This window comes from Acinetobacter sp. T_3_1, from assembly GCF_025377055.1.
GTDB lineage: Bacteria > Pseudomonadota > Gammaproteobacteria > Pseudomonadales > Moraxellaceae > Acinetobacter > Acinetobacter kookii.
Genome location: NZ_JACHVD010000004.1, coordinates 184,716 through 209,224, shown reverse-complemented (window position 1 = coordinate 209,224; position 24,509 = coordinate 184,716). Strand labels below are relative to the sequence as shown.

General features: G+C 43.6%; 21 protein-coding genes. 11 read left to right on the top strand and 10 right to left on the bottom strand.

The genetic code is table 11. The annotated features are described in order from the left end of the window. Positions 1-27 precede the first annotated feature (27 nt). Together H4I94_RS07265 and H4I94_RS07260 are read right to left on the bottom strand one after the other, a co-directional pair. Complete coding sequence (locus tag H4I94_RS07265) at positions 28-1,560, bottom strand: pyridoxal phosphate-dependent decarboxylase family protein (RefSeq protein WP_131273363.1); 1,533 nt, start codon at positions 1,558-1,560, stop codon at positions 28-30. Positions 1,561-1,563: 3 nt separating this feature from the next. Beyond that, a complete protein-coding gene (locus H4I94_RS07260) occupies positions 1,564-2,937 on the bottom strand; it encodes a diaminobutyrate--2-oxoglutarate transaminase (RefSeq protein WP_261182583.1) in 1,374 nt (457 codons plus the stop codon). Between the two features lie 488 nt (positions 2,938-3,425). Between H4I94_RS07260 and H4I94_RS07255 the strand changes: the two genes are divergently transcribed. Together H4I94_RS07255 and H4I94_RS07250 are read left to right on the top strand one after the other, a co-directional pair. Further along, positions 3,426-4,130, top strand: a complete 705-nt coding sequence (locus H4I94_RS07255; protein ID WP_261182582.1) for an SIMPL domain-containing protein — start codon at positions 3,426-3,428, stop codon at positions 4,128-4,130. 158 nt (positions 4,131-4,288) lie between these two features. After that, positions 4,289-4,885 (top strand): phosphatase PAP2 family protein, encoded by a 597-nt coding sequence (locus tag H4I94_RS07250; protein ID WP_261182580.1) that lies wholly within the window; start codon positions 4,289-4,291, stop codon positions 4,883-4,885. Positions 4,886-4,945: 60 nt separating this feature from the next. On the opposite strand, the gene proB is transcribed toward H4I94_RS07250, so the two are convergent. Together proB and cgtA are read right to left on the bottom strand one after the other, a co-directional pair. Further along, positions 4,946-6,079, bottom strand: a complete 1,134-nt coding sequence (proB, locus tag H4I94_RS07245; RefSeq protein ID WP_131273367.1) for a glutamate 5-kinase — start codon at positions 6,077-6,079, stop codon at positions 4,946-4,948. Between the two features lie 29 nt (positions 6,080-6,108). Then, complete coding sequence (cgtA, locus tag H4I94_RS07240; RefSeq protein WP_261182576.1) at positions 6,109-7,320, bottom strand: Obg family GTPase CgtA; 1,212 nt, start codon at positions 7,318-7,320, stop codon at positions 6,109-6,111. 269 nt (positions 7,321-7,589) lie between these two features. Here cgtA and H4I94_RS07235 point away from each other — a divergent pair, with 269 nt between their 5' ends. After that, positions 7,590-8,783, top strand: coding sequence for an MFS transporter (locus H4I94_RS07235; RefSeq protein ID WP_261182575.1), 1,194 nt, complete (start codon positions 7,590-7,592; stop codon positions 8,781-8,783). A 211-nt stretch (positions 8,784-8,994) separates the two neighbouring features. Here H4I94_RS07235 and H4I94_RS07230 read toward each other — a convergent pair whose 3' ends face one another. From H4I94_RS07230 to uvrB, 5 genes are all read right to left on the bottom strand, one after another. Continuing rightward, positions 8,995-9,375, bottom strand: a complete 381-nt coding sequence (locus tag H4I94_RS07230) for a winged helix-turn-helix transcriptional regulator (RefSeq protein ID WP_261182573.1) — start codon at positions 9,373-9,375, stop codon at positions 8,995-8,997. A 189-nt stretch (positions 9,376-9,564) separates the two neighbouring features. Continuing rightward, entirely contained in the window at positions 9,565-11,022 is a 1,458-nt protein-coding gene (locus tag H4I94_RS07225; protein WP_261182572.1) for a glyceraldehyde-3-phosphate dehydrogenase, read from the bottom strand. Between the two features lie 269 nt (positions 11,023-11,291). Beyond that, a complete protein-coding gene (rarD, locus tag H4I94_RS07220; RefSeq protein WP_261182571.1) occupies positions 11,292-12,221 on the bottom strand; it encodes an EamA family transporter RarD in 930 nt (309 codons plus the stop codon). 147 nt (positions 12,222-12,368) lie between these two features. Then, positions 12,369-12,956, bottom strand: a complete 588-nt coding sequence (locus tag H4I94_RS07215) for a lipocalin family protein (protein WP_261182570.1) — start codon at positions 12,954-12,956, stop codon at positions 12,369-12,371. A 117-nt stretch (positions 12,957-13,073) separates the two neighbouring features. Beyond that, the gene (gene uvrB, locus H4I94_RS07210; RefSeq protein ID WP_261182569.1) at positions 13,074-15,098 is read right to left on the bottom strand and encodes an excinuclease ABC subunit UvrB; all 2,025 of its coding nucleotides are present in this window, start codon (positions 15,096-15,098) and stop codon (positions 13,074-13,076) included. Positions 15,099-15,280: 182 nt separating this feature from the next. Here uvrB and H4I94_RS07205 point away from each other — a divergent pair, with 182 nt between their 5' ends. Both H4I94_RS07205 and H4I94_RS07200 read left to right on the top strand, forming a co-directional pair. Next, positions 15,281-16,069: a hypothetical protein gene (locus tag H4I94_RS07205; protein WP_261182593.1), complete on the top strand. Its 789-nt coding sequence runs from the start codon at positions 15,281-15,283 to the stop codon at positions 16,067-16,069. A 184-nt stretch (positions 16,070-16,253) separates the two neighbouring features. After that, a complete protein-coding gene (locus tag H4I94_RS07200) occupies positions 16,254-17,711 on the top strand; it encodes a sensor domain-containing diguanylate cyclase (protein ID WP_131273372.1) in 1,458 nt (485 codons plus the stop codon). Between the two features lie 77 nt (positions 17,712-17,788). Here H4I94_RS07200 and H4I94_RS07195 read toward each other — a convergent pair whose 3' ends face one another. Beyond that, positions 17,789-17,968 carry a hypothetical protein gene (locus tag H4I94_RS07195; protein ID WP_092818580.1) on the bottom strand — a complete coding sequence of 60 codons (180 nt, stop codon included), beginning with the start codon at positions 17,966-17,968 and terminating at the stop codon, positions 17,789-17,791. A 420-nt stretch (positions 17,969-18,388) separates the two neighbouring features. On the opposite strand from H4I94_RS07195, the gene H4I94_RS07190 reads away from it, so the two are divergent. The 6 genes from H4I94_RS07190 (at position 18,389) to H4I94_RS07165 (ending at position 24,329) form a co-directional block, all read left to right on the top strand. Further along, entirely contained in the window at positions 18,389-19,471 is a 1,083-nt protein-coding gene (locus H4I94_RS07190; protein WP_261182568.1) for an OmpW/AlkL family protein, read from the top strand. 153 nt (positions 19,472-19,624) lie between these two features. Next, positions 19,625-20,836 (top strand): MFS transporter, encoded by a 1,212-nt coding sequence (locus H4I94_RS07185; protein WP_261182566.1) that lies wholly within the window; start codon positions 19,625-19,627, stop codon positions 20,834-20,836. Beyond that, the gene (locus tag H4I94_RS07180; RefSeq protein WP_261182565.1) at positions 20,829-20,963 is read left to right on the top strand and encodes a hypothetical protein; all 135 of its coding nucleotides are present in this window, start codon (positions 20,829-20,831) and stop codon (positions 20,961-20,963) included. The genes H4I94_RS07185 and H4I94_RS07180 overlap by 8 nt, the downstream gene beginning before the upstream one ends. Positions 20,964-21,152: 189 nt before the next feature. Then, complete coding sequence (locus tag H4I94_RS07175) at positions 21,153-22,115, top strand: TauD/TfdA dioxygenase family protein (protein WP_261182563.1); 963 nt, start codon at positions 21,153-21,155, stop codon at positions 22,113-22,115. 476 nt (positions 22,116-22,591) lie between these two features. Next, positions 22,592-23,830, top strand: coding sequence for a chromate efflux transporter (gene chrA, locus H4I94_RS07170; protein ID WP_261182561.1), 1,239 nt, complete (start codon positions 22,592-22,594; stop codon positions 23,828-23,830). Between the two features lie 166 nt (positions 23,831-23,996). Continuing rightward, positions 23,997-24,329 (top strand): four-helix bundle copper-binding protein, encoded by a 333-nt coding sequence (locus H4I94_RS07165; RefSeq protein ID WP_092818585.1) that lies wholly within the window; start codon positions 23,997-23,999, stop codon positions 24,327-24,329. Positions 24,330-24,509 lie beyond the last annotated feature (180 nt).

Here is a 24,509-nt window from a genome sequence, read left to right as displayed (position 1 = left end):
GCCTCCTCCTTTCACGCAGACAATCGATTAATCAATTGCCGGCGTATATGTACCGTCAGCGATTGGACCTTTGATACGATCCGCTTCTGCAAGCACCAGTGCAAGCAGGTTCTTCACGTTTTCTAAAGTCGCCACCGGGCTTAAAGTAGTCATTTTCAAGGATTGAACCTGACCCACTTTAGTTACACCAATGTTCGCTTCACCACGTGCAAACAGTTCGTCCGCAACATTCTGGTTTAGTGTATCCAACAATTCTACTGGGTAGCCTGCCGGTACTACACGGAACAAGACCGAAGCAAATTGCGGTTCAACCAGAAGCTCTAAACCGTCAGTCGCTTTGATGTAATCAGCAACATCACGGGTCAGTTTCACGCCATGATCGATCATGGAACCGTAAAGCTCTTCACCCAATGCTTCTACCGTCATCCAGAGTTTCAACGCGTCAAAACGACGAGTCGTTTGTAATGACTTGGACACCAGGTTCGGCACACCATGTTCTTCATCATAAGCAGAGTTCAAGTACTCAGCTTCGTAATGCATGAAACGGTAGTTGGCTTCGTCTTTCAACAGGAACGCGCCACATGAAATGGTCTGGAAATAATGTTTGTGGAAATCCAGTGTCACGGAATCAGACAGCTCAATACCATCAAGCAATGAACGATAGTCATTCGACAGAATCAGTGCACCACCCCAAGCTGCGTCAATGTGCATCCAAGCGCCGTATTTGTTGGTGATTTCACGAATCTGTTTGAGTGGATCAATCGCACCCGCATCGGTCGTGCCCGCAGTTGCAACCACACATGCCACGATCTTGCCTTCAGCCTGAAGGTGAGCCATGGTTTTTTCCAGTGCGTCTACATCCATCTGTGCATTTTCGTTCACAGGAACAGTGACTACAGACTGGAAGCCCATGCCCATCATCGCCATGTTCTTTTGCACAGAGAAGTGTGCATTTTCAGAACAGATGACTTTGACATTACGCATAGCATCCGCAGGAATACCATCGCGCTGAACAGACCACGGATTGCCGTTTTCGTCTTTCCAGTTTTTCGAGATGCAGGCATCACGCGCAAGCAGCACACCCATCAGGTTCGACTGGGTACCGCCAGAGGTGAATACACCTGCCTGACCTGAGCCATAACCGACTTTTTGACGCAGCCAGTCAATCAACTGCACTTCCATCAATGAACCGGCCGGGCTTTGATCCCATGAGTCCATAGACTGGTTGGTTGCGTTAATCAATACTTCTGCAATCTGGCTCGCCACCATGGTTGGGCAATGCAAATGTGCTAACGAGTGCGGATGATGTACTTTCAGGCTTTTATTTAAGAAAAGCTCAACCATACGTTCAAGCGACTTATGTAGACCCATGCCTTCTTTTGAAGGATGAAATGCAATCGCACTGCGCAGCTCTTTAATGCTGCCGCCGGTGTACATTTTGTCGTTTTGCAACCATGCAGAAACGGCTTTTACCGCTTCGTCCATTGCTGACTGATAGTCAGCAATAGAACCTGCATCATTGCAGAATAACGCTTTACGGTGTTCTGCAAAATCTACCATGCCTTAAGCACCTCGAACTGCAACAAGCGCTTCAGCGATTGCTTTCTTAAAGCGGGCAATCACTTCAACACATTCGTCTTGCGTGATGATAAGCGGGCAAAGTAAACGGATCACTGTACCGTTACGGCCACCTTTCTCAAGCAACAGCTTGTTGTCGAAACATGCAGCCTGAATAGCAGCAGCCAATTGAGAATCACCCGGTAATGAACCCATGTGATCTGCTTTTTGGCGTTCGTCAACAATCTCGATACCGATCATCAGACCACGGCCACGCACGTTACCGATACATGGGAATTCCACTGCCAATTTTTTCAATTCAGCTTGCAGGAAATCACCACGCTCTTGCGCATTTTGTGCAAGATTTTGTTCTTTGATGGTTTTGATCGTTGCAAGACCTGTACCCATCGCCAATTGGTTACCACGGAAAGTACCGGTGTGACCTGCTGGCTGCCAGGCATCAAATTTGCGTTTAATACCCAGTACTGCAAGCGGCAAGCTACCACCGACTGCTTTAGACATCACCACCACGTCAGGTTCAATACCCGCATGTTCAAAGGCAAACATTTTGCCTGAACGTCCAAAGCCTGCTTGAACTTCGTCAAGAATCAACACGATATTGTGTTTTTCAGTCACTTCACGGATTTTCTTCAACCATTTAACCGGTGCTGTAACCACACCGCCTTCACCTTGAATCGCTTCAAGAATCACAGCTGCCGGCTTGGTTACGCCGCTTTCTACATCTTCAATGAAGTTTTCGAAATAATAAGTCAAGGCATCAACACCCGCTTCACCGCCAATGCCTAACGGGCAACGGTATTCATGCGGATATGGCATAAACTGTACACCTGGCATCAAGCCATTGACTGCATTCTTCGCAGACAGGTTACCCGTCATGGCCAAAGAACCGTGTGTCATACCGTGATAGCCACCTGAGAAGCTGATCACCGAGCTACGACCGGTATAGGTTTTTGCTAATTTAATCGCTGCTTCTGTACCGTCTGCACCAGACGGGCCACAGAACTGCAGGCAATACTCTTCCTTCCCACCAGGAAGTTGTTCAAGTAATGCTTCAGTAAATGCATCTTTTAAAGGTGTCGTTAAATCTAAAGTATGTAATGGCAAACCACTCGCTAGAGTGTCCTGAATACTTTGAATTACCGCAGGATGATTATGGCCTAAAGCCAATGTTCCTGCCCCAGCTAAACAATCGAGGTACTCTGTACCTTCAACATCAGTAACCCAACAACCTAAGGCTTTTGCTATCGCTAACGGCAATTTGCGTGGATAGCTACGAACATTGGATTCCATCTGGCTTTGGCGAGTCAAATAGTATTCGTTAGTAGACTTAGTGGCAGGATTTACAGAAGAAACGCTCATATCGAATTACCATCTCTGATATGGGTTGAAAGAAATAAGTCGGGTGACTTGTGGTCCTTTGACTCGGTGCTTTATAGAATCTAGTTTGACGACTTGATTTATACATCATAACTAAACGGCGGATGATACAGAATTTTTCAATAAAATAAACAAGTTTTATGACTTTATCTGTCCAAAACCGATCAAAAAAATATATCAAGCCAAATCTTAGATTGAATTATCATCTTACAGTGTGACAGACTAAAGAAAACCTTATTTTTATACTTTTTTTATGCAAAAGATTGAATTAACGTAATCGCTTAATTTTTATAAAATTAAGTATATAATTTTTAAATGTTTTCTTGAGAAGTCATTCTTGATGAAAGAAATGAAATAGAAATGAAATCATTTACAATCTTGACACAAAGTCTACAAAAAATCCTCATGAAGTAGCGATACCATGCCTATCAGAGGCTGAACTTTTCTTTACAAAAAAATAGGTAAAAATAATGCGATATTTAACTCTCCCCTCCCTGGTATTTGCCAGCCTGCTTTCAACCGCTGCCTTTGCTCAGCAGGCAGAACCACTGAACTATAATTTAGTCAACGTACAAGCTGAGGCAACGCGCCAGATTTCCAATGATGAAATGCATGCGGTTTTATATATTGAAAGAAGCAAGAAACAGCCAGCTGAACTTTCTGCACTCATCACACAGCTCATGAACCAAGCCATTGCAGCCTCGAAAAAATATCCGCAAGTAAAAGTCGAAACGGGTACGCAGAGCACTTATCCTGTGTATGACAATGACAGCCAGAAATTGAAAGAATGGCGTGGTCGGGCTGAAATTCGTTTAGAAAGTACCGACTTTAAAGCCGTCAGCCAGTTAATTAGCGAATTGCAGCAAGATTTCCAGACCCAGTCGATTGAATTTACCGTTTCCGATGCAAAGCGTAAAAAAGTGGAAAATGAATTGATAGTGGAAGCCTCGAAAAACTTCCAGCAACGTGCACAAATGTTGACTTCAGCATGGAATAAATCCAGTTATAATCTGGTGAACCTCAACCTGAATACCAATAACTATTACCCACAACCGGTGATGATGCGTGCCAATATGGCGAAATTTGCCGGTGCTGAAGCCGCAGATGCGCAAAATGTTGCTGCTGGTGAATCAAAAATTACAGTCAATGCCAATGGTTCAATTCAGTTTAAATAATTAAATGATGATTTAAATAAAAACCGTGTGCATACACGGTTTTTTAATGAGTTAAATGGGCGATTTGGAACAATATAGCGACAATCCTGTCGAAGGTTTCATTTTATTTTTTTGTAAAATCATCCTATCTTTCAGCTTTTATTTCTCCTCACTGTCCCATGTCCCTTGAAAGTTTAAATCTTGATCTGTTTAGCATCCTGAACGTGCCTGAACAGGCTTCCCCATTGATGATGCACTTTGCCACTTTTGTCGCCCATGATTTAGTCTATCTGCTAATTACCTGCTTTGCCTTGTTTTGGTTTTATGGTCATCAAAATTCAAAAGCCCTGATTCTAAAAGCCTTTATCTTTTGCTGCGTCGCTCTCTCAATCAGTGAAGTAGCATCTTACCTGTTCAATACCCCACGTCCTTTTGTGATGCATGTCGGTCAGACTTTAATTGCACACGAAGCAACAGGTTCATTCCCCAGCAATCACATGACCATTTTTAGCAGTATTGCATTTGCCTATTATTTTTCGGCGCGACGGGATATTGGCAGGTTTTTGCTGGCAGTCGCCTGGCTGGTGGCATGGTCACGGATTTATGTAGGTGTGCATTTCCCGGTTGATATGGCCGGTGCCTTTATTTTGTCGTGGGCTGTGAATTTTACTGGTTTAAAATTATGGAATCATTACCAAACAAAACTGATGTGTCGGGTCATGTTCCTCTATGAAAAATTATTTAGCGCACTAATTCAACGTGGTTTAATTAAATAAGCAATTAAAAAATATATAAAAAATCCCGCTCTAAAGCGGGATTTTTTGAATCTATAAAACTTAATAGATCGCCATATGGTTACGGTGAATCATTTCAAGTGAACGTGCTTCACCTAACACCTGATGCACCTTATCCGATGCCAGACCTTTGACAATTTCAGCGGAACGCGAACTGAAGTTGACGCGACCGACAGCAATGCGATGCCCCTCTTGGTCCACACACTCCACCACATCACCACGTTCAAAGTGACCTTCCACCGCTTTTACCCCGACAGGGAGCAAGCTGCGGTGATTGTCTTTAATCGCTTTGACTGCACCATCATCCAGCACCAGACGACCCGCTGTTTGTAAATGTGCCGCCAGCCATTGCTGATGTGCGGTAATGCGGTCATTGTCGGTAATAAACAAGGTTCCCAGCAATTCACCAGACATTAAACGCGCCAGGACATTATCGCTTTCACCGCTGGCAATCAGGGTTGGACAACCCGATTTTGCCGCCAGACGCGCCGCACGGACTTTGGTCAGCATACCGCCACGACCAAATTTGCCGCCACCGCCTGCCATATCGAACAGGCTTTCATCCAATGCACGCACGGTATGGAACAGTTTGGCATTTGGATTAGAACGCGGGTCGGAGTCAAACATGCCTTGCTGATCGGTCAGGATAATCAGCAAATCGGCATGTACCTGTCCGGCGACCATCGCGGCCAGGGTATCGTTATCACCAAAGCGAATTTCATCGGTCGAAACCGTGTCATTTTCATTGATCACCGGAATTACATGCCAGTCAATCAGGTGCTGCAAGGCATCACATGAATTGAGATAGCGACGGCGGTCTGCCAGGTCATCATGGGTTAATAAAACCTGCGCCGTTTGAATGGAATGGTTTTCCAATACACTCGACCAGGTTTGAATCAGACCCATTTGACCAATGGCAGCACAGGCCTGAAGACTGGGTAGATCGGTGGGTCGATTCTCAAGTTTCATTCGAACCATACCTTCAGCCACAGCTCCGGAAGACACCAGAATAATCTCATGCCCTGCATTGTGCAGATCTGCAATCTGTTTCGCCCAATGCGAAATCGCATCCAGATCTAAGCCTGTTCCGTTTGCTGTAAGTAAAGATGATCCGATTTTAACAACGATTCGTTTACAAGCCTTGAGCTGACGTTGCCCATCTACCACTTCTATCATCTTGTCCTCAGTTACTCATATTTCAGAGCTTAACGTACGTAATACGACTCTGCTTCATCTTCGCCATCTTCATCATCTTCGTCATCACCAAGAATACCGGCAAGACGTTGCTGACGACGCATCTCACGATACGCTTCTTTTGCAGCGATGGTTTGTTCACGTGTTTCAGCTTCAAGCTGGTCACGGAATGCTTTTACTTGTGCTGCATATTCCGGATCTTCAGCTTCGAGTTCACGCTGTTTCTCGATTTCATCCATCAGGTAATACACAACTTCTTTGGTCCCTTCAGACATTAAGCCCGAAGTCTTGAATACCGGACCTGTCCACTGCATCTCTTCAAGAAGATGGTTACACCATTCTTCACGCGTCTCTTCAGGTAGCTGGTCAACCTTGTTCAGCACCAGTACCACTGGCAATTTAGAAAGCGTTGGGGAGAATTTTTTCAACTCATTCAAAATTGCTTTGGCATTGTACGCCGGGTCCGAACCGTCAATCGGCTGCACATCGACAATGTGCAACAAGATACGGGTACGTGCCAGATGCTTAAGGAAACGAATACCCAGACCCGCACCTTCAGATGCACCTTCAATCAGCCCAGGAATATCGGCCATCACGAATGAACGGTGACGGTCGGCATCTACCACGCCCAGATTCGGCACCATGGTGGTAAATGGATAGTCTGCAACTTTTGGTTTTGCGGCAGAAACTGCACGAATAAAGGTCGATTTACCTGCGTTAGGCATCCCGAGCAAGCCAACATCCGCCAATACTTTAAGTTCTAAACGCACTTCACGGAATTCACCTTTGGCACCGTGGGTACATTTACGTGGTGAACGGTTGGTCGAAGATTTAAAGTGTGTATTCCCTAAACCACCCTCACCGCCGGCTGCCACCAATACACGCTGACCATCCGCAATCAGGTCACCGATAATATCGCCAGATTCTGTATCGACAATGGTGGTTCCAACCGGAACCAGTAATACGGTGTCTTCACCGCCACGGCCTGCACAGTTTGCACCGCGACCATTTTTTGCACGTTCTGCACGGAATTTACGTGTATAACGATAATCTACAAGGGTACTGGTGTCGTCGTCGGCCTGAATATAAATGCTACCGCCACGACCACCGTCACCACCATCTGGACCACCAAATGGTACGAACTTTTCACGGCGAAAACTGGCTACGCCATTGCCACCGTCGCCAGCCTCTACGGTAATGACTGCTTCATCAACAAAGCGCATGCTGCCAATCCTCTAAAAACTTTAAAACCCCACATTCTGCCATATTTTAAAGCATTTCTCGAATATATTTATTCAGCTCTTTATGAAGATGACTGAATTCAGTCTTATTTTATAAACATGCGTCGAAAAGCTGATGCTGTCCGATCTTTTTGCAAAGCCATTATTTTCCGCCCCATAATATAAATTAATGATCACATGATTGATTTTACTTATTTCAGAATCTGAACAACTCTCCTTATAGTGCATGCAGCGTTGTTTGAGTCCTGATCATGCCTTTGCCAAAACCTGAAACGGTCCGCCCGTTGTCATCACAATTTGTATTGCTTATGGCAATCGCCTGCGGTTTATGTGCCGGTTCGGCTTATTTCAATCAGCCGCTGATTTATTCGATTGAAAAAAGTTTGAGAATTAGCACCAGTCAGGCTGGCCTAACCGTGGTGCTTGCCCAAATTGGCTATGTGCTTGGCTTGATGCTGTTGGTGCCTTTAGGCGATTTCCTGAATAAACGCAAGCTTGTGGTCAGCCTGATGGTATTTGCCGCCCTCTCGCAAATTCTGCTGTCATTCAGCACGAATCTCAGCACCTTATATCTTTTCACCCTGTGTGCCACCTTTGGGGCAATTTCAGCCCAGGTTCTGATTCCCTTTGCTTCAACAATCAGTCCACCCGAATCGAGTGCTGCAACGGTCGGAAAACTCATGAGCGGTTTGGTGATGGGGATTATCCTGTCACGGACTTTCGCCGGTTTTGTTTCGACTTACTGGTCCTGGGAAGGTGTGTATTTATCTAGTGGCATCATCACCCTGCTGTTCGCAATAGTGATGTGGAAAAAGCTGCCCAATACACAGCCTCAAACCGGCTTAACCGTCGGCAGTATTTACCGTTCACTGTTTGTACTTGCCCGAAGCAATCCGCATTTAATCCGTCGTGCCTGTGCCGGTGCCTTGGGCTTTGGCATCTTGTCAATGGTCTTTACCTCGATGACCTTTGTCCTCGGCAATGCACCTTACGACTTTGATGATTTTGAAATTGGCCTGTTTGGCTTGCTCGGTGTTATCGGGATTTATTCGTCTAGCTGGTCAGGAAAAACCGTGGGGCAAGGCAAGGAAAACCTGGTCGCAAAACTGTGTATTTTCCTGATGCTGTTTTCATGCATTCCCCTGTTCTTTGCCCAGCAAAATATCTGGGTTTATGCGCTTGGGGTTTTGATGAGTTATTTTGGCCTTACCGCCTTTCATGTACTGAACCAAAATCTGGTTTACCGGATTGACCTGAAAGCACGTTCACGGATTAATGCAGTCTATATGACCATCTATTTTTCGGGTGCAGCTTTGGGTTCGCTGGGTGCAGTATATGCATGGGAACACTTTGGATGGATGGGCTGTGTCGCGCTTGGCTTGGGCTTTTCAATTGGAATTTTGCTGATTGACCGTTTTGATTTTAAGCGGATGCAGAAGGCTTAATTTTTTAAAAAGGAATAAATTAAAAAATTTATTCCTGATTTATTTAAACCTTAACTGTCTAATTCGAATAACTTAATTCGAACAACCTAGACCCATGATCGCTATATTGCAGTCATTCTTAGTGATTAAGAATCGTGTAACTTGACCCGTACAGAATGACAGAATTGTTGCGCAAAGCCCCATTCCAGGTCAGGCTTTTCACGCATTCAACTTAAGGAGTCGTATTGATACGTTGCTGATTATGCAAAATCTCAGGCAAATTTTTTTCAATCCAGCCAATCAGATAGTTCATTTTTTCTGCAGCTTGCGAACCTAAAATGGTCAATTGATATTCCACCTTGGGTGGCACCACCGGATAGACCGTGCGCAGAATAAAACCATCCTGTTCCAGCATTTTCAGCGTTTGTGACAGCATTTTTTCACTCACCCCTTCAATGCGCTGTTTCAGCTCGCTAAAACGGTGCACCCCATCACTTAAACAACGCAGAACCAATACTGACCATTTATTCGCGAGATGTTCCAATATTTCACGTGATGGACATTCTGTGGATAAGACCTGACCCAATACAGGGCTAATCGCATAATTTGTCATAGCGTCCTCTCAATATTCTTATTACTTACTAATTTTAATGTACTTACTCTTTGTAAGTTAACAGAATAATATTTCAGCAGCAAGTTTGTTGACGAGTTTATATTGAATCGCTCAAATATCCCTTTCAATAATTAACCGCCATAAAAAAAGAGCCTCAATTGAGACTCTTTTTTAATTCTGCTTTACAAATTATGCATTTGTTTCAGCAGGAATTTTTGGATAGCTTCCGCCGCCCATTTGTTCTGCAATACGCAATACCTGGCAGCTATAACCTACTTCGTTATCGTACCAAACGTAGCAAGTTAAACGGTTGCCTGAAGTGATTGTTGCTTGCGCATCAAATACACCTGCAGTACGTGAACCGATAAAGTCAGAAGATACCACTTCAGTTGAGTTGGTATAACCGATTTGACCTTGAAGGTTTGAGTTGATTGAGATTTGACGAATGTATTCGTTCACTTCTTCACGATCTACTTCTTTCTCAAGGGTCAAGTTAAGAATAGCCAATGAAACGTTTGGTGTAGGAACGCGTACAGAGTTACCAGTTAACTTGCCTTTAAGCGCAGGAAGTGCTTTAGCAACCGCTTTAGCAGCACCTGTTTCCGTAATAACCATGTTCAATGTTGCAGCACGGCCACGACGGTCAGCTTTATGGTAGTTGTCGATCAGGTTCTGGTCGTTTGTGAACGAGTGAACTGTTTCAACATGACCATTCAGCACTTTGTATTTGTCTTCTAACACTTTAAGTGTTGGAGTGATTGCGTTAGTTGTACAGCTTGCTGCAGAGATGATGGTATCTTCATCAAGAATATCAGCTTGGTTCACACCAAATACAACGTTCTTCATGTCACCTTTACCAGGTGCAGTCAAGATTACACGTGCAGCGCCCGGGCATTGAAGATGTTGAGCAAGACCTTCTGCATCACGCCATTTACCAGTGTTATCAATCACTAATGCATTTTCAATACCGTAAGCAGTGTAATCTACTTCAGATGGGCTAGACGCATAGATCACTTTTATGAAGTTACCGTTTGCAATAATAGCTTCGTTTTCTTCATCAACTGAAATTGTACCTTGGAACGGACCGTGGATAGAGTCACGGCGCAGTAATGAAGCACGTTTTTCCAAATCGCCATCAGATGATTTACGCACCACGATTGCTTTAAGATTTAAACCACGACCCAAACCAGACTGGCCAATGATTAAACGAGCCAGGATACGGCCGATACGACCAAAACCGTAAAGAACAACATCTTTGCCTTCTACAGCCTTCGCATTACCTGCTAAAGATTTCACTGCATCAGCAACAAAAGCGTCTACATCGCCGCCTTTTTCCTTGAATTCAACAGCAAGTTTACCTAGATCAATTTCTGCTGAACCAATATTTTCAATTTTAGCTAAAGCTTCTAAAATCGGGAAAGTGTTAACGACTGAAAGCTCAACATCCATAACACGTGTACGGCGATGCGCTTTTAAAATCTGGATTACTGAACGGTTAACTAAAGAACGACCGTATACAGAAGTCACGATATTTTTTTCACGATATAATTGACCAATCAGGGCAATCATACGTTCCGCGATTTCTTCACGGTTTTTCCAGCGACCTTGGTGCTCTGCATGTAGGGCGATGATAGTGTCTTTGCTCACAGCTACGTCCTCTAATTAATTGTATATCTAGGCATAAATTTCAAAACCCGACAATTGTAAAGGAATTATCGGCAACTTTGAATCAAAAGCTGAATGTTCAACGTGCTTTTTACGATATATTCACTATAAATTTATAAAATAGTTGTAATTATTTTCATGATTTTACTGTTAAAAGATCAGAAAGCTGTCTAAACACAAAAACTATACTTTTTTGTTAAATGTTGCTTAATCAAACAAGCTGAGTTTTCACCCAGCTTACCGAATGCAGCCTATTTCAAGCGATCCTGATAGTTTTCCACATTTTGATTCAGCGCCTGTTGTTTACGTTTTTGCTTAAAGATATGAAGTGTGCCTTCAATAACCAGCAATAAAACCGCAATCCAGATGGGAATATAAGTCAGCCATTCACCAGTCTCCACCCGTTCCCCCAGCACAATAGAAGCGAAGGCCAAAAGTACGGGTTCGAGATAACTCAGCAACCCGAAAATCACAAAGGGCAAATAACGGCTGGCCAGCATATAACTGCCCAGTCCCAACGCACTTAAAAAACCCAGGCCAATCACGGCCATAATTAAATGTGGAAAATGAGCCATTAAACTCAGACTATCGCTATACATAAAGCCCAAGTAAAAAGCGACCGGTAAAATGAGGCATAAATCCCACCAGAAACCGCCTAAATGATCCGTTTTAAAGGCACGGCGCAAAAAGAAATATAAGGGATAAGCCAAAGCGACATAAACGGTTTCCCAGGCGATACTGCCGATACGCCAGATTTCATGCCCTACCCCTAGCATGGCCAATATTACGGCAGCCAACTGCCATTTCGACAGTTTTTCCTTATAAAGTACACAACCGATCAGCACCATCACCAAAGGCAACAGGAAATAACCCAGTGAAACCTGCAAGCCACGACCATTCATGGGGCCCCACAGAAACAGCCACAATTGTGTAGTACAAAGCAGGGAACTAAAAATCAGCCAGATCAGAAATACCGGCTTTTGAACAATGCGCTTGAAAATCTGGGAGATATGCTGCAAATCACCCGACCACCACATAAACAGGGTTAGAAAAGGCAGCGTGGCCAGCATGCGCCAGGCAAAAGTCTGTTCGCTGTCCAAAGGTTTTAAAAATTGCGTATAAAAATACAGTACCCCAAAAGTAACAGATGCCAATACTGACAAAGCCAAGCCTTTATACATCTTTTACCTCAGGGAGATTATTCATTTCATGATGGTGCGAACCCATCCAAAATACTGGATCATTCAACTTTAAAACCGGCGCTATCTTAACAAATAAAAAACCATGCCTAAGCATGGTTTTAAACTTTTGTTAAAATATTGGGTATTTTATTTGATCGTTTGCTTGGTATGAATCACATCACCCAGATCATAGCCCAGAGTCTTGGCATATTCTAAATACTCGTTGACGACTGCCTGATCGGGTTGTGGGCTACGGGACAATACCCACATATATTTGCGGCGTGGCTCACCCACCAATACAGTCTGATAGTTTTCATCAAGTTTAAGTACCCAATAATCACCGCGACCGAAAGGCAACCAGCGAATCGCTTCAGGCAGGAAACTAACTTTTAATTTGCTATTGAAAGGTGCATTTTGAATAAATGCCTCTCCAATTGACTGGGTGAGTTTACCCTCTTTGGTATAGCAGCGGTTATCTACGACTACATTACCGTTCTCGTTCAGGGTATAGGTCGCAGTGACATCACGATCACACTTATTTTGAAAATATAAAGGCTTACGGGCAACTTCATACCAGACACCCAGATATTTATCCAGCTCAACCCTTTCCACCGTTTGCAGTGGCTTGGTTTGTGCATATGCCATTGTCACCATGCCCAAACCCACCAACACCGCTCCACCCACGGCAATTTTAGCCAGTGTATAGCCTGCTTTTGGAAGATTATTGCTTGTCATAAAAGTACCTTCAGTCAATTTTTTAAATTCTTAAAGTGCTTACGCATTTAAAAATAACGACTCCCACCAAATCATACTGTAGCGTTATGTAATTATTTTGCAATAAAAATCATCCAACTAACTGAGCATCTGTGCCTTCAGGCGTACAATCTCATCCCGTAGTCGCGCTGCCTGTTCAAACTGCAGTTCCTTCGAGGCTTTGAGCATCTCTTTTTCCAGTTTGGACAAATGCTTTGCCAGCAATTTAGGGTCTGCCAGAATGTGGCGTTCATCGGCACTCAAGGCACGGGCCTGATCCGAAATCTTCTCGTCCATCTGGTCATCAGTCAGCACTTCACCGGTATCAATATCCTGGCTGTTTTGACGCTTGGTGCTGCGCGGTGTAATGCCATGCAGTTCATTAAATTCGATCTGTTTGGCACGGCGGCGTTCGGTTTCATCAATGGCTTTCTGCATAGAGTCCGTAATCCGGTCGGCATACAAAATTGCTTTACCTTTCACGTTACGTGCAGCACGACCAATGGTCTGGATCAATGAACGCTCCGAGCGCAGGAAGCCTTCTTTGTCAGCATCCAGAATGGCCACAAGCGATACTTCTGGCATATCCAGACCTTCCCGCAGCAGGTTAATACCGACCAGCACATCATGCACACCGCTACGCAGCTCATGGATAATCTTGGTCCGCTCCACGGTATCGATATCTGAATGCAGATAAGCCACCTTGACCCCGTATTCTTTTAAATACGAAGTTAAATCTTCTGCCATCCGCTTGGTCAAAGTCGTCACCAGAACACGCTCATCCAGTTCCTTACGGATATTGATTTCCGACAGCACATCATCCACCTGGGTCAGCACGGGACGAATTTCGATTTCAGGATCGACCAGTCCGGTTGGACGAACCACCTGCTCGGCAATCTGCTGCGCTTTTTCCAGCTCATATTTTGCCGGTGTGGCACTGACATAAATCGTGGAGGGAATAATCCGTTCCCATTCTTCAAACTGCATCGGACGGTTATCCAGCGCACTTGGCAAACGGAAACCATAATTGACCAGATTCTCTTTACGCGAACGGTCACCCTTATACATGGCACCAATCTGCGGCACCGTAACATGCGATTCATCAATAATCAGCAAGGCATCATCGGGAATATAGTCAAACAATGTCGGTGGCGCTTCGCCTGCCGGACGGCCGGATAAATGCCGTGAATAGTTTTCGATGCCGTTGGTATAGCCCAACTGCTGCATCATTTCCAGGTCATAGCGAGTACGCTGTTCAATGCGCTGTGCTTCCAGTAATTTGTCATTGGCCCTAAAGAAACCTAAACGTTCCTGAAGTTCTTCGCGGATGGTACCAATGGCGCGCTGCAAGTTATCTTTCGGAGTAACATAATGACTTTTAGGATAAATGGTGACGCGCGGAACTTTACGCACCATTTTTCCGGTTAAAGGGTCAAACCAGCGAATCGAATCGACTTCATCATCAAACAGCTCGATACGAATCGCATCCTGATCCGACTCGGCCGGGAAAATATCAATAATTTCACCACGGATACGGTAAGTACCGCGCAAGAATTCCAGCTCGTTACGGGTATATTGCATTTCTACCAGACGGCGAATAATGTCATCACGGCTGATCCGGTCCCCCTGCACAATATGCAGCAACATGCTCATATAGGCATTCGGATCACCCAGACCATAAATGGCCGAAACGGAAGCCACAATAATGGCATCCCGGCGTTCTAATAATGCCCGGGTCGCTGAAAGACGCATCTGGTCAATATGGTCATTAATGGCCGAGTCTTTTTCAATGAAGGTATCGGAAGATGGCACATAAGCTTCCGGCTGATAATAGTCGTAATAACTGACGAAGTATTCAACCGCATTATTGGGGAAAAATGACTTGAACTCGCCATACAGCTGCGCAGCCAGAGTCTTGTTATGTGCCATCACAATGGTGGGACGCTGCAACTGGGAAATCACATTGGCCATGGTATAGGTTTTACCTGAACCGGTTACTCCAAGCAGCAACTGGTCGTGATAGCCTTTTTGAATGCCCTTGACCAATTTTTCAATGGCTTGTGGCTGATCACCCGCAGGCTGATAGCTGGTCACTAATTCAAAAGGTTGATGACTATCCGACATATTATTCAGCTTCTATACTTAAATACAGTTTCAATAATATGAGGGTTAAAACTCAACATTCAACATCAATGTTCCGATATTTACTGAGGGACTTATATCAAGAAAATTCCAACATTTTTGTCTTGACCGCATGCGCATTCAATAGCAACATGAAACAAAGCATCCTGATCACAATAAAGCCTATGACTTACCATTACCATGACGAAAGTATTGTCAAAAATTTACCGGAAGATACCGTTTTTGTTTTTGGCAGCAACATGGCAGGAAACCATGCAGATGGGGCTGCGCGTACCGCCCTACAACATTTTGGTGCAGTGCAAGGCGTAGGTCGTGGCTGGGCCGGTCAAAGTTATGCCATTCCGACCATGAACGAGCATTTGCAGCAAATGCCCTTGTCGCAAATTCAGCACTATATTGATGACTTCAAGATTTATACCAAAAACCATCCGAAAATGACCTATTTCATTACCTCGGTGGGTTGCGGGATTGCCGGCTATAAAACCGAAGAAATTGCGCCAATGTTCAAGGGCATTTCCCATAATGTGATTTTCCCCATTTCTTTCCGCCCTTTTGTAGAAAGAGCCTTACCCAAACTGACCCGTCATTTTCTTAGAACGGTATTTACCGATGAGGTTATTTTCTCCTCTCCAGATGAAGATATTACTACCACTTTAGATTTGTCAGAAAATGAAAAAAGTGCTGCCCGAATTATTTTAAATACTCAAATGTACCCAACCGACAGTAATGGCCGGGACCGAAATTTTGAAATTTCAGACATTTTGCATGTATTAAACGGCAAGATTTTTGACTGGCAAAACCATTCTGAAGGTTCCATGATGTTTGGCGGAGTCATTCTAGCCTTGCTTGAACTCTACAATATCAATGAAAAAGACTTTATGGATGTCTGGCAAGGTGAACGTGAAATCTCTCCACCCAAGCCAGAAAATAAAGCCCGCAGAAAACCGCGTTAATTGTTAGTTTCAGCGAATCAAAGCCAATTCCTGAATTGGCTTTTTTTATTCGTCTTACTTTTTTATTTTGCGACACAGCTCTCATTAAAGATAAATATTATTTTGCTTATCACATGATTTTAAAATAATTTTTTTAAGCATATACTTCATACTTAAATGACCATAAAAATGACGAGCATCTTGAATGGATATGCTGGACTCCCCTTTTTTTGAACTGTCTCCCGTTGCCATGTGGCTGGAGGACTATAGTAAAATCAAAAAACAATTTGACCTCTGGCGTAATCAGGGCGTGCAAGACCTGTTCAGTTTCCTGCAAGAAGATGAATCGCGCATTCTTGAATGCGCAAAAAAAATTAAATTATTAAAAGTGAATTCTAAGACCCTTGAGCTTTATCAGGCCAATAACTTTGAACATTTATCTCAAAACCTGGCGTCAGTCTTTAAGGAAGACATGACAAAAACCCATATTCACGAACTTGTTGCATTGTGGAATGGTGAAACCCGTTTTTCCAATCCCGCAGTAAACTATACCTTGACTGGAAAGCGCCTGGATATCCAGCTCAAAGGCCTTGTATTGCCTCAACATGAACAGGATTTATCCTTAGTCTTAATTACCACTGAAGACATCACGCCTTACACCGAAGCCTGCCGTATGGAAGAACGAAGCCGCCATATGGCAGAGGCGCGCTTTACCTATTCTCCGACCTCGCTTTGGATCGAAGATTTCAGCCGTATTAAAATTAAACTGGATCAATTACGTAAATTAGGCATTGAGGATTTTCCAACTTTTCTGGATGTACATAATGAATTTGTCATTGAATGCATCAAGGAAATTAAAGTTATTGATGTCAATCAAGCCACACTCGATTTGTTTGGTGCTCCAAGCAAAGATATTTTATTAAAAAATATTCATATCGTTTTTGCCGAGGAAATGGTTCGGACTTTTCGGGAACAATTGATTGAACTGTGGAATGGTCATCTGCATCATCAACGTGAAGCGGTCAATTACGCAATTGATGGCAGCATTCGCCATGTGCTGCTGCAATTTACCGTATTTCCAGATTATCTGGATGACTGGAGCATTGTACAGGTTGCCCTGACTGATATTACCGCGCGTAAAAAGGCTGAACATTATCTTGAATATTTAGGCAAACACGATGTACTCACCAAACTGTGCAACCGTTCTTTTTATGTGGCAGAACTGAACCGGCTTGAACGCAATCTATTACGTCCAATCTCATGTATTTTTATAGATTTAAACGGGCTGAAAACCCTGAATGACAGTCAGGGACACGATGCTGGTGACGGCGTCTTGCGGCGTATAGGCAACATCCTGAACCAGTTGATCCAGCATACGCCCTATTCGGCTTCACGCATTGGCGGAGACGAGTTTGTAGTCCTTTTACCGGGTGCAGATGAAGCAGCCTTGCAAAACTGCCTGCAAAGCCTGCATGAACTTTTGCTGGTGGACAATCAATTTTACGCCAATCAGCCGATCAGCCTGTCTATAGGTCATGCGACAAATTTGGAGCACGAACGGATTGAAGATATGCTGAAGCGTGCTGACCTGGAGATGTATCACCAGAAAAAGAATTACTATCAGAACAATGATAGACGAAGCCAGCTTTCCAGCTCGAGTTAAAGGTTCCACCCCCCGGGTTATACGGCAATAAAAAAGCCATGGTCTGACCATGGCTTTTTTATTTCTATATGAAGAATTTAACGCTTGCCCATGGAACGGCGTGTACCACGTGGTGGCATCCAGGTACGATCAGCATAGCGCTGCGGTTTAGGGCGTAAATCTTCAAAGACTTCATCGGAAGAATTTTCATCGACCTTTTTAATCGGGAAAGGTAAATTAACCAAGGGTTTTTTCTTGGGCGTATTTTGGGTGCTCATGTGATTCACTCAAGGATTTCTACGACATATTGTACGGAAAAATGCCTCTCAGTGCGAGACAGGATTTTTACTCAGCTTGCAAACCCTGGAGTTTGCTGAAGATGATCGGTTTTTAACCACACCGGCCTGTTCATTGATCAGGTCAGAACCTTATATTCACCCCAGAAATGCATTAAAAAAATATAAATATCATATTAATTTTTGGCTCTTTTTAAGCTCAAGAATTTTTTTCTATTAATCAAAATAACGTGTTACATAAAATTATTTTTCCACATGTTATTGAAACAAAATAGCTATTTTTTTACATGAATACTACCCGATTAATATTTTTTAGTAACAAAGTGATTTTTCTCTAAATATAGAATAAGAAAAGTGAACGAAAAAAAATGAATAATCGCAAAATGGACATGGAGTCCCTGAATGAAAAAAACATTCCTTTATATGATGTCGTCTCTTGCTGCCCTACCTGCTGTGAGCTATGCCGATTCCCCCTATTTCAGTTTAAAAGATGGCGATGGCTTTAAACGCTTTTCTGTTTCTGTGGGAGCACTACATGTCATGCCTCAAGGTAAAGCCCAGCCCTTTCAGGTGAATACGGCTGTTAAAAACGGTGAAGTGGCCAAGAATGGCGATATTCAGGTTGATACCGTACTCAACAATCTGAATCCCGAGGTCAATCAGGCTGCACTGGCCACCGTTTTAAGAGGTTTAGGCTTTTTTACCGGAGGTCAGCTGGGAAGCGAACTCAGTGGCAGCTCACAGATTTATGGGTTAGAGCAATGGGATAATCCGGGTACGGGTCTTGAGGCTGATGATGTTACTACCTTGGGGATCATGACCAATTATTTCTTTACCGATAATGTGTCCTTTGAAATGAAAGCAGGTATTCCGCCCAAAGTTGACTTACAGGGTAAAGGAAAAATTTATGCACCTTTCTCTGCTGTGGCAACACCGCAAATTGGCAACTTGCCTTTAGAGTTCCTCAATATTGACCTGAAAAATGATATTTTTATTACCGACCTGGAAGCTCATGGACCCGCGGCTTCAGCACGTGCCTGGACGCCTGCCTTTGAGTTCCAGTATCACTTTGGTAAAACCGGAGTCAATAAATTCCGCCCTTATGTGGGTGTAGGTCTGATGTATGCTTATTTTAATGAGTTGGAAATCAACCCGCGTACGGAACAGGACTTGATTGCAGCCGGTCATATGATTGCCAATATCAAACAGGGCAATGCCGGAGCCTCACTGGAAGGCAAACCGAGTCTAGCCAATCCTAAAGTCGACCTGGAAGCAACCGATGCTATTGCCCCAATTGCGACTGTCGGTTTCACCTATGATTTTAATGAGCGCTGGTTTGCTGTGGGATCTATATCTTATGCTCATCTTAAAAATGAAACCACGATTACGGTATCTGATGAAAAATTAGGGACATTAATTACCTCCAAAGCGGATATTGAAGTCAACCCGATACTTGCTTATGCAGGGATCGGTATGCGTTTCTAAGTTTTCAATCATTAAAAGACGGCGTTATGTCGTCTTTTCATTTTTATAAACCTTTCTATAACTTAATTTTATCTTTTGTTGAAATTTAATTTAATCGCCTCGTCCTTTATAATCGAATAACATAGCCACAACACAGCCCAGCATGGATGAATTATGTCAGACACCCGTTTTTCCAAGCCTCTGATTTACATGTTAATTGGAAGTGCCATTATTCTGGCTTTGTCCTTGGGTGTACGTCATGCATTTGGTCTGTATCTGGTGCCCATGAGCCATGAATTTGGCTGGGGCCATAATGTGTTTAGTCTGGCCATCGCCATGCAAAACCTGATTTGGGGCGCAGTGCAACCTGTTACCGGCGCTTTTGCCGACAAATACGGCAGTAAAGTTGTGGTTGCAGTGGGTGGTGCCCTCTATAGCCTTGGCCTGTTGCTGATGGCGGTCAGCTCAAGTGGTTTGCTGCTGAATTTAAGTGTCGGCTTAATTCTGGGTCTGGCACTTTCTGCGACCTCTTTTCCCGTACTGCTGTCTGCTGTGGGACGTGCCGCACATCCTGAAAAGCGCAGTCTGGCGATGGGTATTGCCAGTGCCGCAGGTTCTTTCGGACAGTTTATTATGCTGCCGTCTACTCTGCTGCTGTTACAAAGTATCGGCTGGTCGGCCGCATTGATGGTCAGTGCCATTTTAATTGCTTTAATTATTCCATTGGCATGGACATTAAAAGCTCCGGCTTATGTACATCCGAATATATCGGCTGCCATTAAACCCGCATTGGGCGTCAAAGAAATTCTGGTGATTGCCAAAAACCATAAACCGTTCTGGTTCCTGTCTTTAGGCTTTTTTGTCTGTGGTTTTCAGGTGGTCTTTATTGGTATTCATTTACCTGGCTATTTGATTGATCACGGTTTTGATGCCACTACAGGTACAGTGTTCTTGGCCCTGGTCGGTTTATTTAATATTGTCGGTACCTATACCGCAGGCTGGCTGGGTGGAAAATACTCCAAGCCTCATTTGCTGATGGGTCTATATGGCCTGCGTGGTATTGCCATTATTGGCTTTTTATTGCTGCCTTTGAGTACCTGGACAATTTACAGCTTTGGCGTCATTATGGGCTTATTGTGGTTGTCTACGGTTCCCCTGACCAATGGCATTGTGGCGAACATGTTTGGCATAAAATACTTAAGCATGCTCAGTGGCATTGTGTTCTTTACCCATCAGGTCGGTTCATTTTTTGGTGGATGGCTGGGTGGTGTCAATCATGACATGACCGGTAACTATAATATGATCTGGATGTTTTCTATCCTGTTAAGTGTATTTGGTGTTCTGGTTCATTTCTTTGTTAATGAGGAGCATGTGGTTCATGACTGATTCTATGCTTGGACTTAAAATCCTGATTGCTGCAGCGATTGCGCTGTTATTGGCCATCGCCATTATGCTTTGGGTCCAAACCCCACAACTGTTTGAGTATTTCAATCAGGCCTTTTGTGCGCATTAAACTGCTGATTTTCAAACACAGCAACAGCTATTTTTATACTAAAAAATACAGTTTTTATTAAAAGCTGTATTTTCAATATATTAGTTAAATTTATGCATTTTTTCATAAACTTAGAATAATTTTTGATTTTTCATCCCCTGCCTTTTTTCTTAGATTGAGCATTAACGAAAAAACAATCTGAGAACAAACATGACCGCATTAACCCAACTTTCTCAAGCTATTCATGATGCACCGCGCTGGCACCAGCCAGAACAATTTCAAAACCCACAGGAGATTACGATTGTGCCCTTAGAGGGCGAAGCGTTAGGGGCTGTGGTTTTTGGCCTGGATGCGCGTAAAGCCCAAGCGGGTGAAACTATTTACCGTCTGAAGCAGGCGCTGGCCGAGCATCTGATTTTAATCTTTAAAAACCAGCGTCTGGACGATTTACAGTATTTGGCCTTTGCCAGCTATTTTGGTTCCATTTTCCGCCCAAGCGCAGATAATCCCGTACTTGCCACCCAAGCCGATACCGGTACACCACCCGATGTCGTGCCTGTTTCCAATGCTGTGGGACAGGGTGATTACACCGGGCATGGCGAATTAAATCCGCATGCCGATCACCAATGGACGCCACAACCGTCTTTTGGTTCATTGCTTTATGCCATTGAATTACCTGAGGATGGCGGACAAACATCCTGGTTTAATACTATCCGGGCTTATGACGCTTTAGATGAAGCAACCAAACAGCAGATCGATCAATTACAACTGATTACCTATAACCCCTTTGTCCGCCGCCAATACCTAAAAGATAATGATACCAATGGTTATGGCAGCAGTCCCTTATACCGTTTTAAAGATCAGCCGATTATTGGCCATGCCTACCCCCATCCCCTGGTCCGCACCCATCCTGAGAGTGGTCGTAAAGCGCTTTGGTTAAATACCCATTCCGAAGTAGAGCTGGTCAATTATGATGATCAAGCTGGCAGTGAATTGATTGCTTCATTGCGCGAACATCTGTTAAAACCTGAATTCCGCTATGAACATCAATGGCAACAGGGCGATATTGTATTCTGGGATAATCAGGTCACCCTGCATTCACGCAAACCTTTCCCAAGCGAGCAACGCCGCTTATTGAAACGCATCAGTCTGGCAGGCGGTCGACCTTATTAAGGCTATTCCTTGATCTGAAATAATAACAATAAAAAAGTGTCATAGAATTACTCCACAGCATCATGGCCAAGCATGCATTTACGAATACGCAAAATCGTAAATAAAATAAAAAATGCGTCATGATGCTGCAATTTTTTAACCCCTTTATCTTAGGGTATGCTCCATTCCCTTATCAGTAACGACCCGGTGATACATCAAATCGGGGATGATTAGACTTCTTTCATAAATTCCCCTTATTTCTCTCTAGGGGAGAAAAATAAAGAGGGTGTGAACAATCATGAAAGACGTCTATTTTTAATGATGGTCATCTTGTTTAAATATTTACGAGTTAAATTAAAAAATAAAAGCCCATCATAAGTAACTACTTGGGATGGGCTTTTTCATGTTAGAAATATGCATTGCGGAAAAACCGCATAACAAGGCAAATCTGGCCTGTTAATCTTGCTTAAGCTAAAACTCAAATATTTTGGATCATTATGTTGCCTTCTGTTCCTACGCTGTCAAATTTCAGCTTATTTAAAATATTTCTTAAATTAGGCTGTACGGCATTTGGCGGTCCGGCAGCGCATCTGGTGTTTTTTTATCGGCGTTTTGTGCAACAGCTTGGCTATCTGGATGAGCAACAATATAGCCATCTCCTGGCCTTGGCACAAATTTTACCTGGCCCGACCAGTAGCCAGATGGGCATTGCAATTGGTTATCAACTGAAAGGTTATCGGGGTGCACTGCTGGCATGGCTGGGCTTTACTTTACCTTCAGCACTGCTTATGACCCTTGCGGCAATGCTGGGCCTGCAATTTTCTGCTTATTTTTCTGCCGAGTTTTTCCATGTGATTCAACTGATTGTCTTTAGCGTGGTGGCATGGGCATTCTGGCAAATGTTACGCAGCTTTTGCAAAGACCAATGGCAATATGTATTAATGCTGCTGTCGTGCTTATTTGTCTATCTGGTTCCCATCAGTATCAATCAGATGTTGGTGATCCTGTTCGGTGCTTTGGCAGGACTGGTTTATCTGCATTATTTTCCGCAAAAAAGTACCCTTAAACCTGTTACGCGCATCTCCATCACCGCTAAAAAATCTTTTGCTTATCTCTGGCTGATTTTATTTGTCTTGCCTTTTGTGCTGGTTCCACCGCTACAATATTTCTTTCCCAATATTTGGCTAGACAGTTTTACCGGTTTATACCGCACGGCTTCTCTAGTCTTTGGTGGCGGTCATATTATTTTGCCATTTTTACAGCAGGACTTTGTTGAATCCGGCCTGGTCTCCCAGCAACATTTTGACCTGGGCTATGCCATTGCCCAGCTGATGCCAGGCCCCTTATTCAGTTTTGCCAGTTATCTGGGTGCCTTATTGCCTTTAAGTTCATCGGCGGCACTGAATGCAGCTTTTGCCACTGTAGTGATTTTCTTGCCTTCTTTTTTCCTCATTTTTGGCGCTTTACCTTACTGGTCGCGTTTAATGCAATTTCCGCGGTTATTTCAGGCTTTGGCAGGAATTAATGCCGCTGTGGTGGGCCTATTATTATGCCTGGTGGTGCAGATGGGTGAAAAATATATACGGTCTGGCCTAGATATTGTTTTTATTATCGCAGTCATTGCATTGCTTAAGAGCAAAGTTCCAGTCTGGCTGACCTTAATCAGCAGTTTCTTCTGTTATTATGGAATATTATGGCTATTGGATCATTATGCCCTTTTCTCATTCGGGCTCTAATATGCAGTGATTTCATATTTACATAAGGGGAGTTTTTATCTAGCGCATTCGATTACTTAAAGCGGACACTGTTTACTTTTAATCACTCAATCTCTCTATTTTCTTGCTCTATTTCTGATTAGCTTATTTAGATATCAATTTTAAACCTATCGCTCAGGAAAACAGGATGAATAATATAGTCAGCTTTTCAGATTGTGCTCAAATGTGTATGACCTGCTCTTTGACCTGTACCGGTTGTGCGGCCGCTTGTCTGGATGAAAATGACCTGGAGATGATGCGTGAATGCATCAAACGTTGTCTGGACTGTGCAGATATCTGCAACTTATGTGCCCGATCCGAACAAAGGTCTTCTGCCTTTATGCAGGAAATCTGTCAGCTTTGTGCCCAAATGTGTGATTACTGTGCCAAAGAATGCAGCAAGCATGACGCTGAACATTGCCAGCAATGTGCAGAAACTTGCCAGCAATGCGCGGCAGAATGCCGTAAAATGGCAACCTAAATGCAGATGCTTGATAGAAAAAAATAGTAAATCCATCTGATCACTATTTTTTTCATTTGATCTGCGGGTTTGCACAATCGCTATCCCCTAATCCCCTAGGCTGAGATGATATTTAATACTACAAAATAAACAAAAACCCGTAAGCATGCACTTACGGGTTTCGCATCTAAAATTCAGAAA

Bases quoted from the DNA above. Each gene is read 5' to 3' on its own strand.
- proB (WP_131273367.1), bottom strand. From the start codon at position 6,079: ATGATAGAAGTGGTAGATGGGCAACGTCAGCTCAAGGCTTGTAAACGA.
- chrA (WP_261182561.1), top strand. From the start codon at position 22,592: ATGTTGCCTTCTGTTCCTACGCTGTCAAATTTCAGCTTATTTAAAATA.
- H4I94_RS07195 (WP_092818580.1), bottom strand. From the start codon at position 17,968: ATGAGCACCCAAAATACGCCCAAGAAAAAACCCTTGGTTAATTTACCT.
- H4I94_RS07260 (WP_261182583.1), bottom strand. From the start codon at position 2,937: ATGAGCGTTTCTTCTGTAAATCCTGCCACTAAGTCTACTAACGAATAC.
- H4I94_RS07205 (WP_261182593.1), top strand. From the start codon at position 15,281: ATGACTTACCATTACCATGACGAAAGTATTGTCAAAAATTTACCGGAA.
- H4I94_RS07255 (WP_261182582.1), top strand. From the start codon at position 3,426: ATGCGATATTTAACTCTCCCCTCCCTGGTATTTGCCAGCCTGCTTTCA.
- H4I94_RS07180 (WP_261182565.1), top strand. From the start codon at position 20,829: ATGACTGATTCTATGCTTGGACTTAAAATCCTGATTGCTGCAGCGATT.
- H4I94_RS07200 (WP_131273372.1), top strand. From the start codon at position 16,254: ATGGATATGCTGGACTCCCCTTTTTTTGAACTGTCTCCCGTTGCCATG.
- rarD (WP_261182571.1), bottom strand. From the start codon at position 12,221: ATGTATAAAGGCTTGGCTTTGTCAGTATTGGCATCTGTTACTTTTGGG.
- H4I94_RS07235 (WP_261182575.1), top strand. From the start codon at position 7,590: ATGCCTTTGCCAAAACCTGAAACGGTCCGCCCGTTGTCATCACAATTT.
- H4I94_RS07165 (WP_092818585.1), top strand. From the start codon at position 23,997: ATGAATAATATAGTCAGCTTTTCAGATTGTGCTCAAATGTGTATGACC.
- H4I94_RS07265 (WP_131273363.1), bottom strand. From the start codon at position 1,560: ATGGTAGATTTTGCAGAACACCGTAAAGCGTTATTCTGCAATGATGCA.
- H4I94_RS07215 (WP_261182570.1), bottom strand. From the start codon at position 12,956: ATGACAAGCAATAATCTTCCAAAAGCAGGCTATACACTGGCTAAAATT.
- cgtA (WP_261182576.1), bottom strand. From the start codon at position 7,320: ATGCGCTTTGTTGATGAAGCAGTCATTACCGTAGAGGCTGGCGACGGT.
- H4I94_RS07190 (WP_261182568.1), top strand. From the start codon at position 18,389: ATGAAAAAAACATTCCTTTATATGATGTCGTCTCTTGCTGCCCTACCT.
- H4I94_RS07175 (WP_261182563.1), top strand. From the start codon at position 21,153: ATGACCGCATTAACCCAACTTTCTCAAGCTATTCATGATGCACCGCGC.
- H4I94_RS07230 (WP_261182573.1), bottom strand. From the start codon at position 9,375: ATGACAAATTATGCGATTAGCCCTGTATTGGGTCAGGTCTTATCCACA.
- H4I94_RS07250 (WP_261182580.1), top strand. From the start codon at position 4,289: ATGTCCCTTGAAAGTTTAAATCTTGATCTGTTTAGCATCCTGAACGTG.
- H4I94_RS07185 (WP_261182566.1), top strand. From the start codon at position 19,625: ATGTCAGACACCCGTTTTTCCAAGCCTCTGATTTACATGTTAATTGGA.
- uvrB (WP_261182569.1), bottom strand. From the start codon at position 15,098: ATGTCGGATAGTCATCAACCTTTTGAATTAGTGACCAGCTATCAGCCT.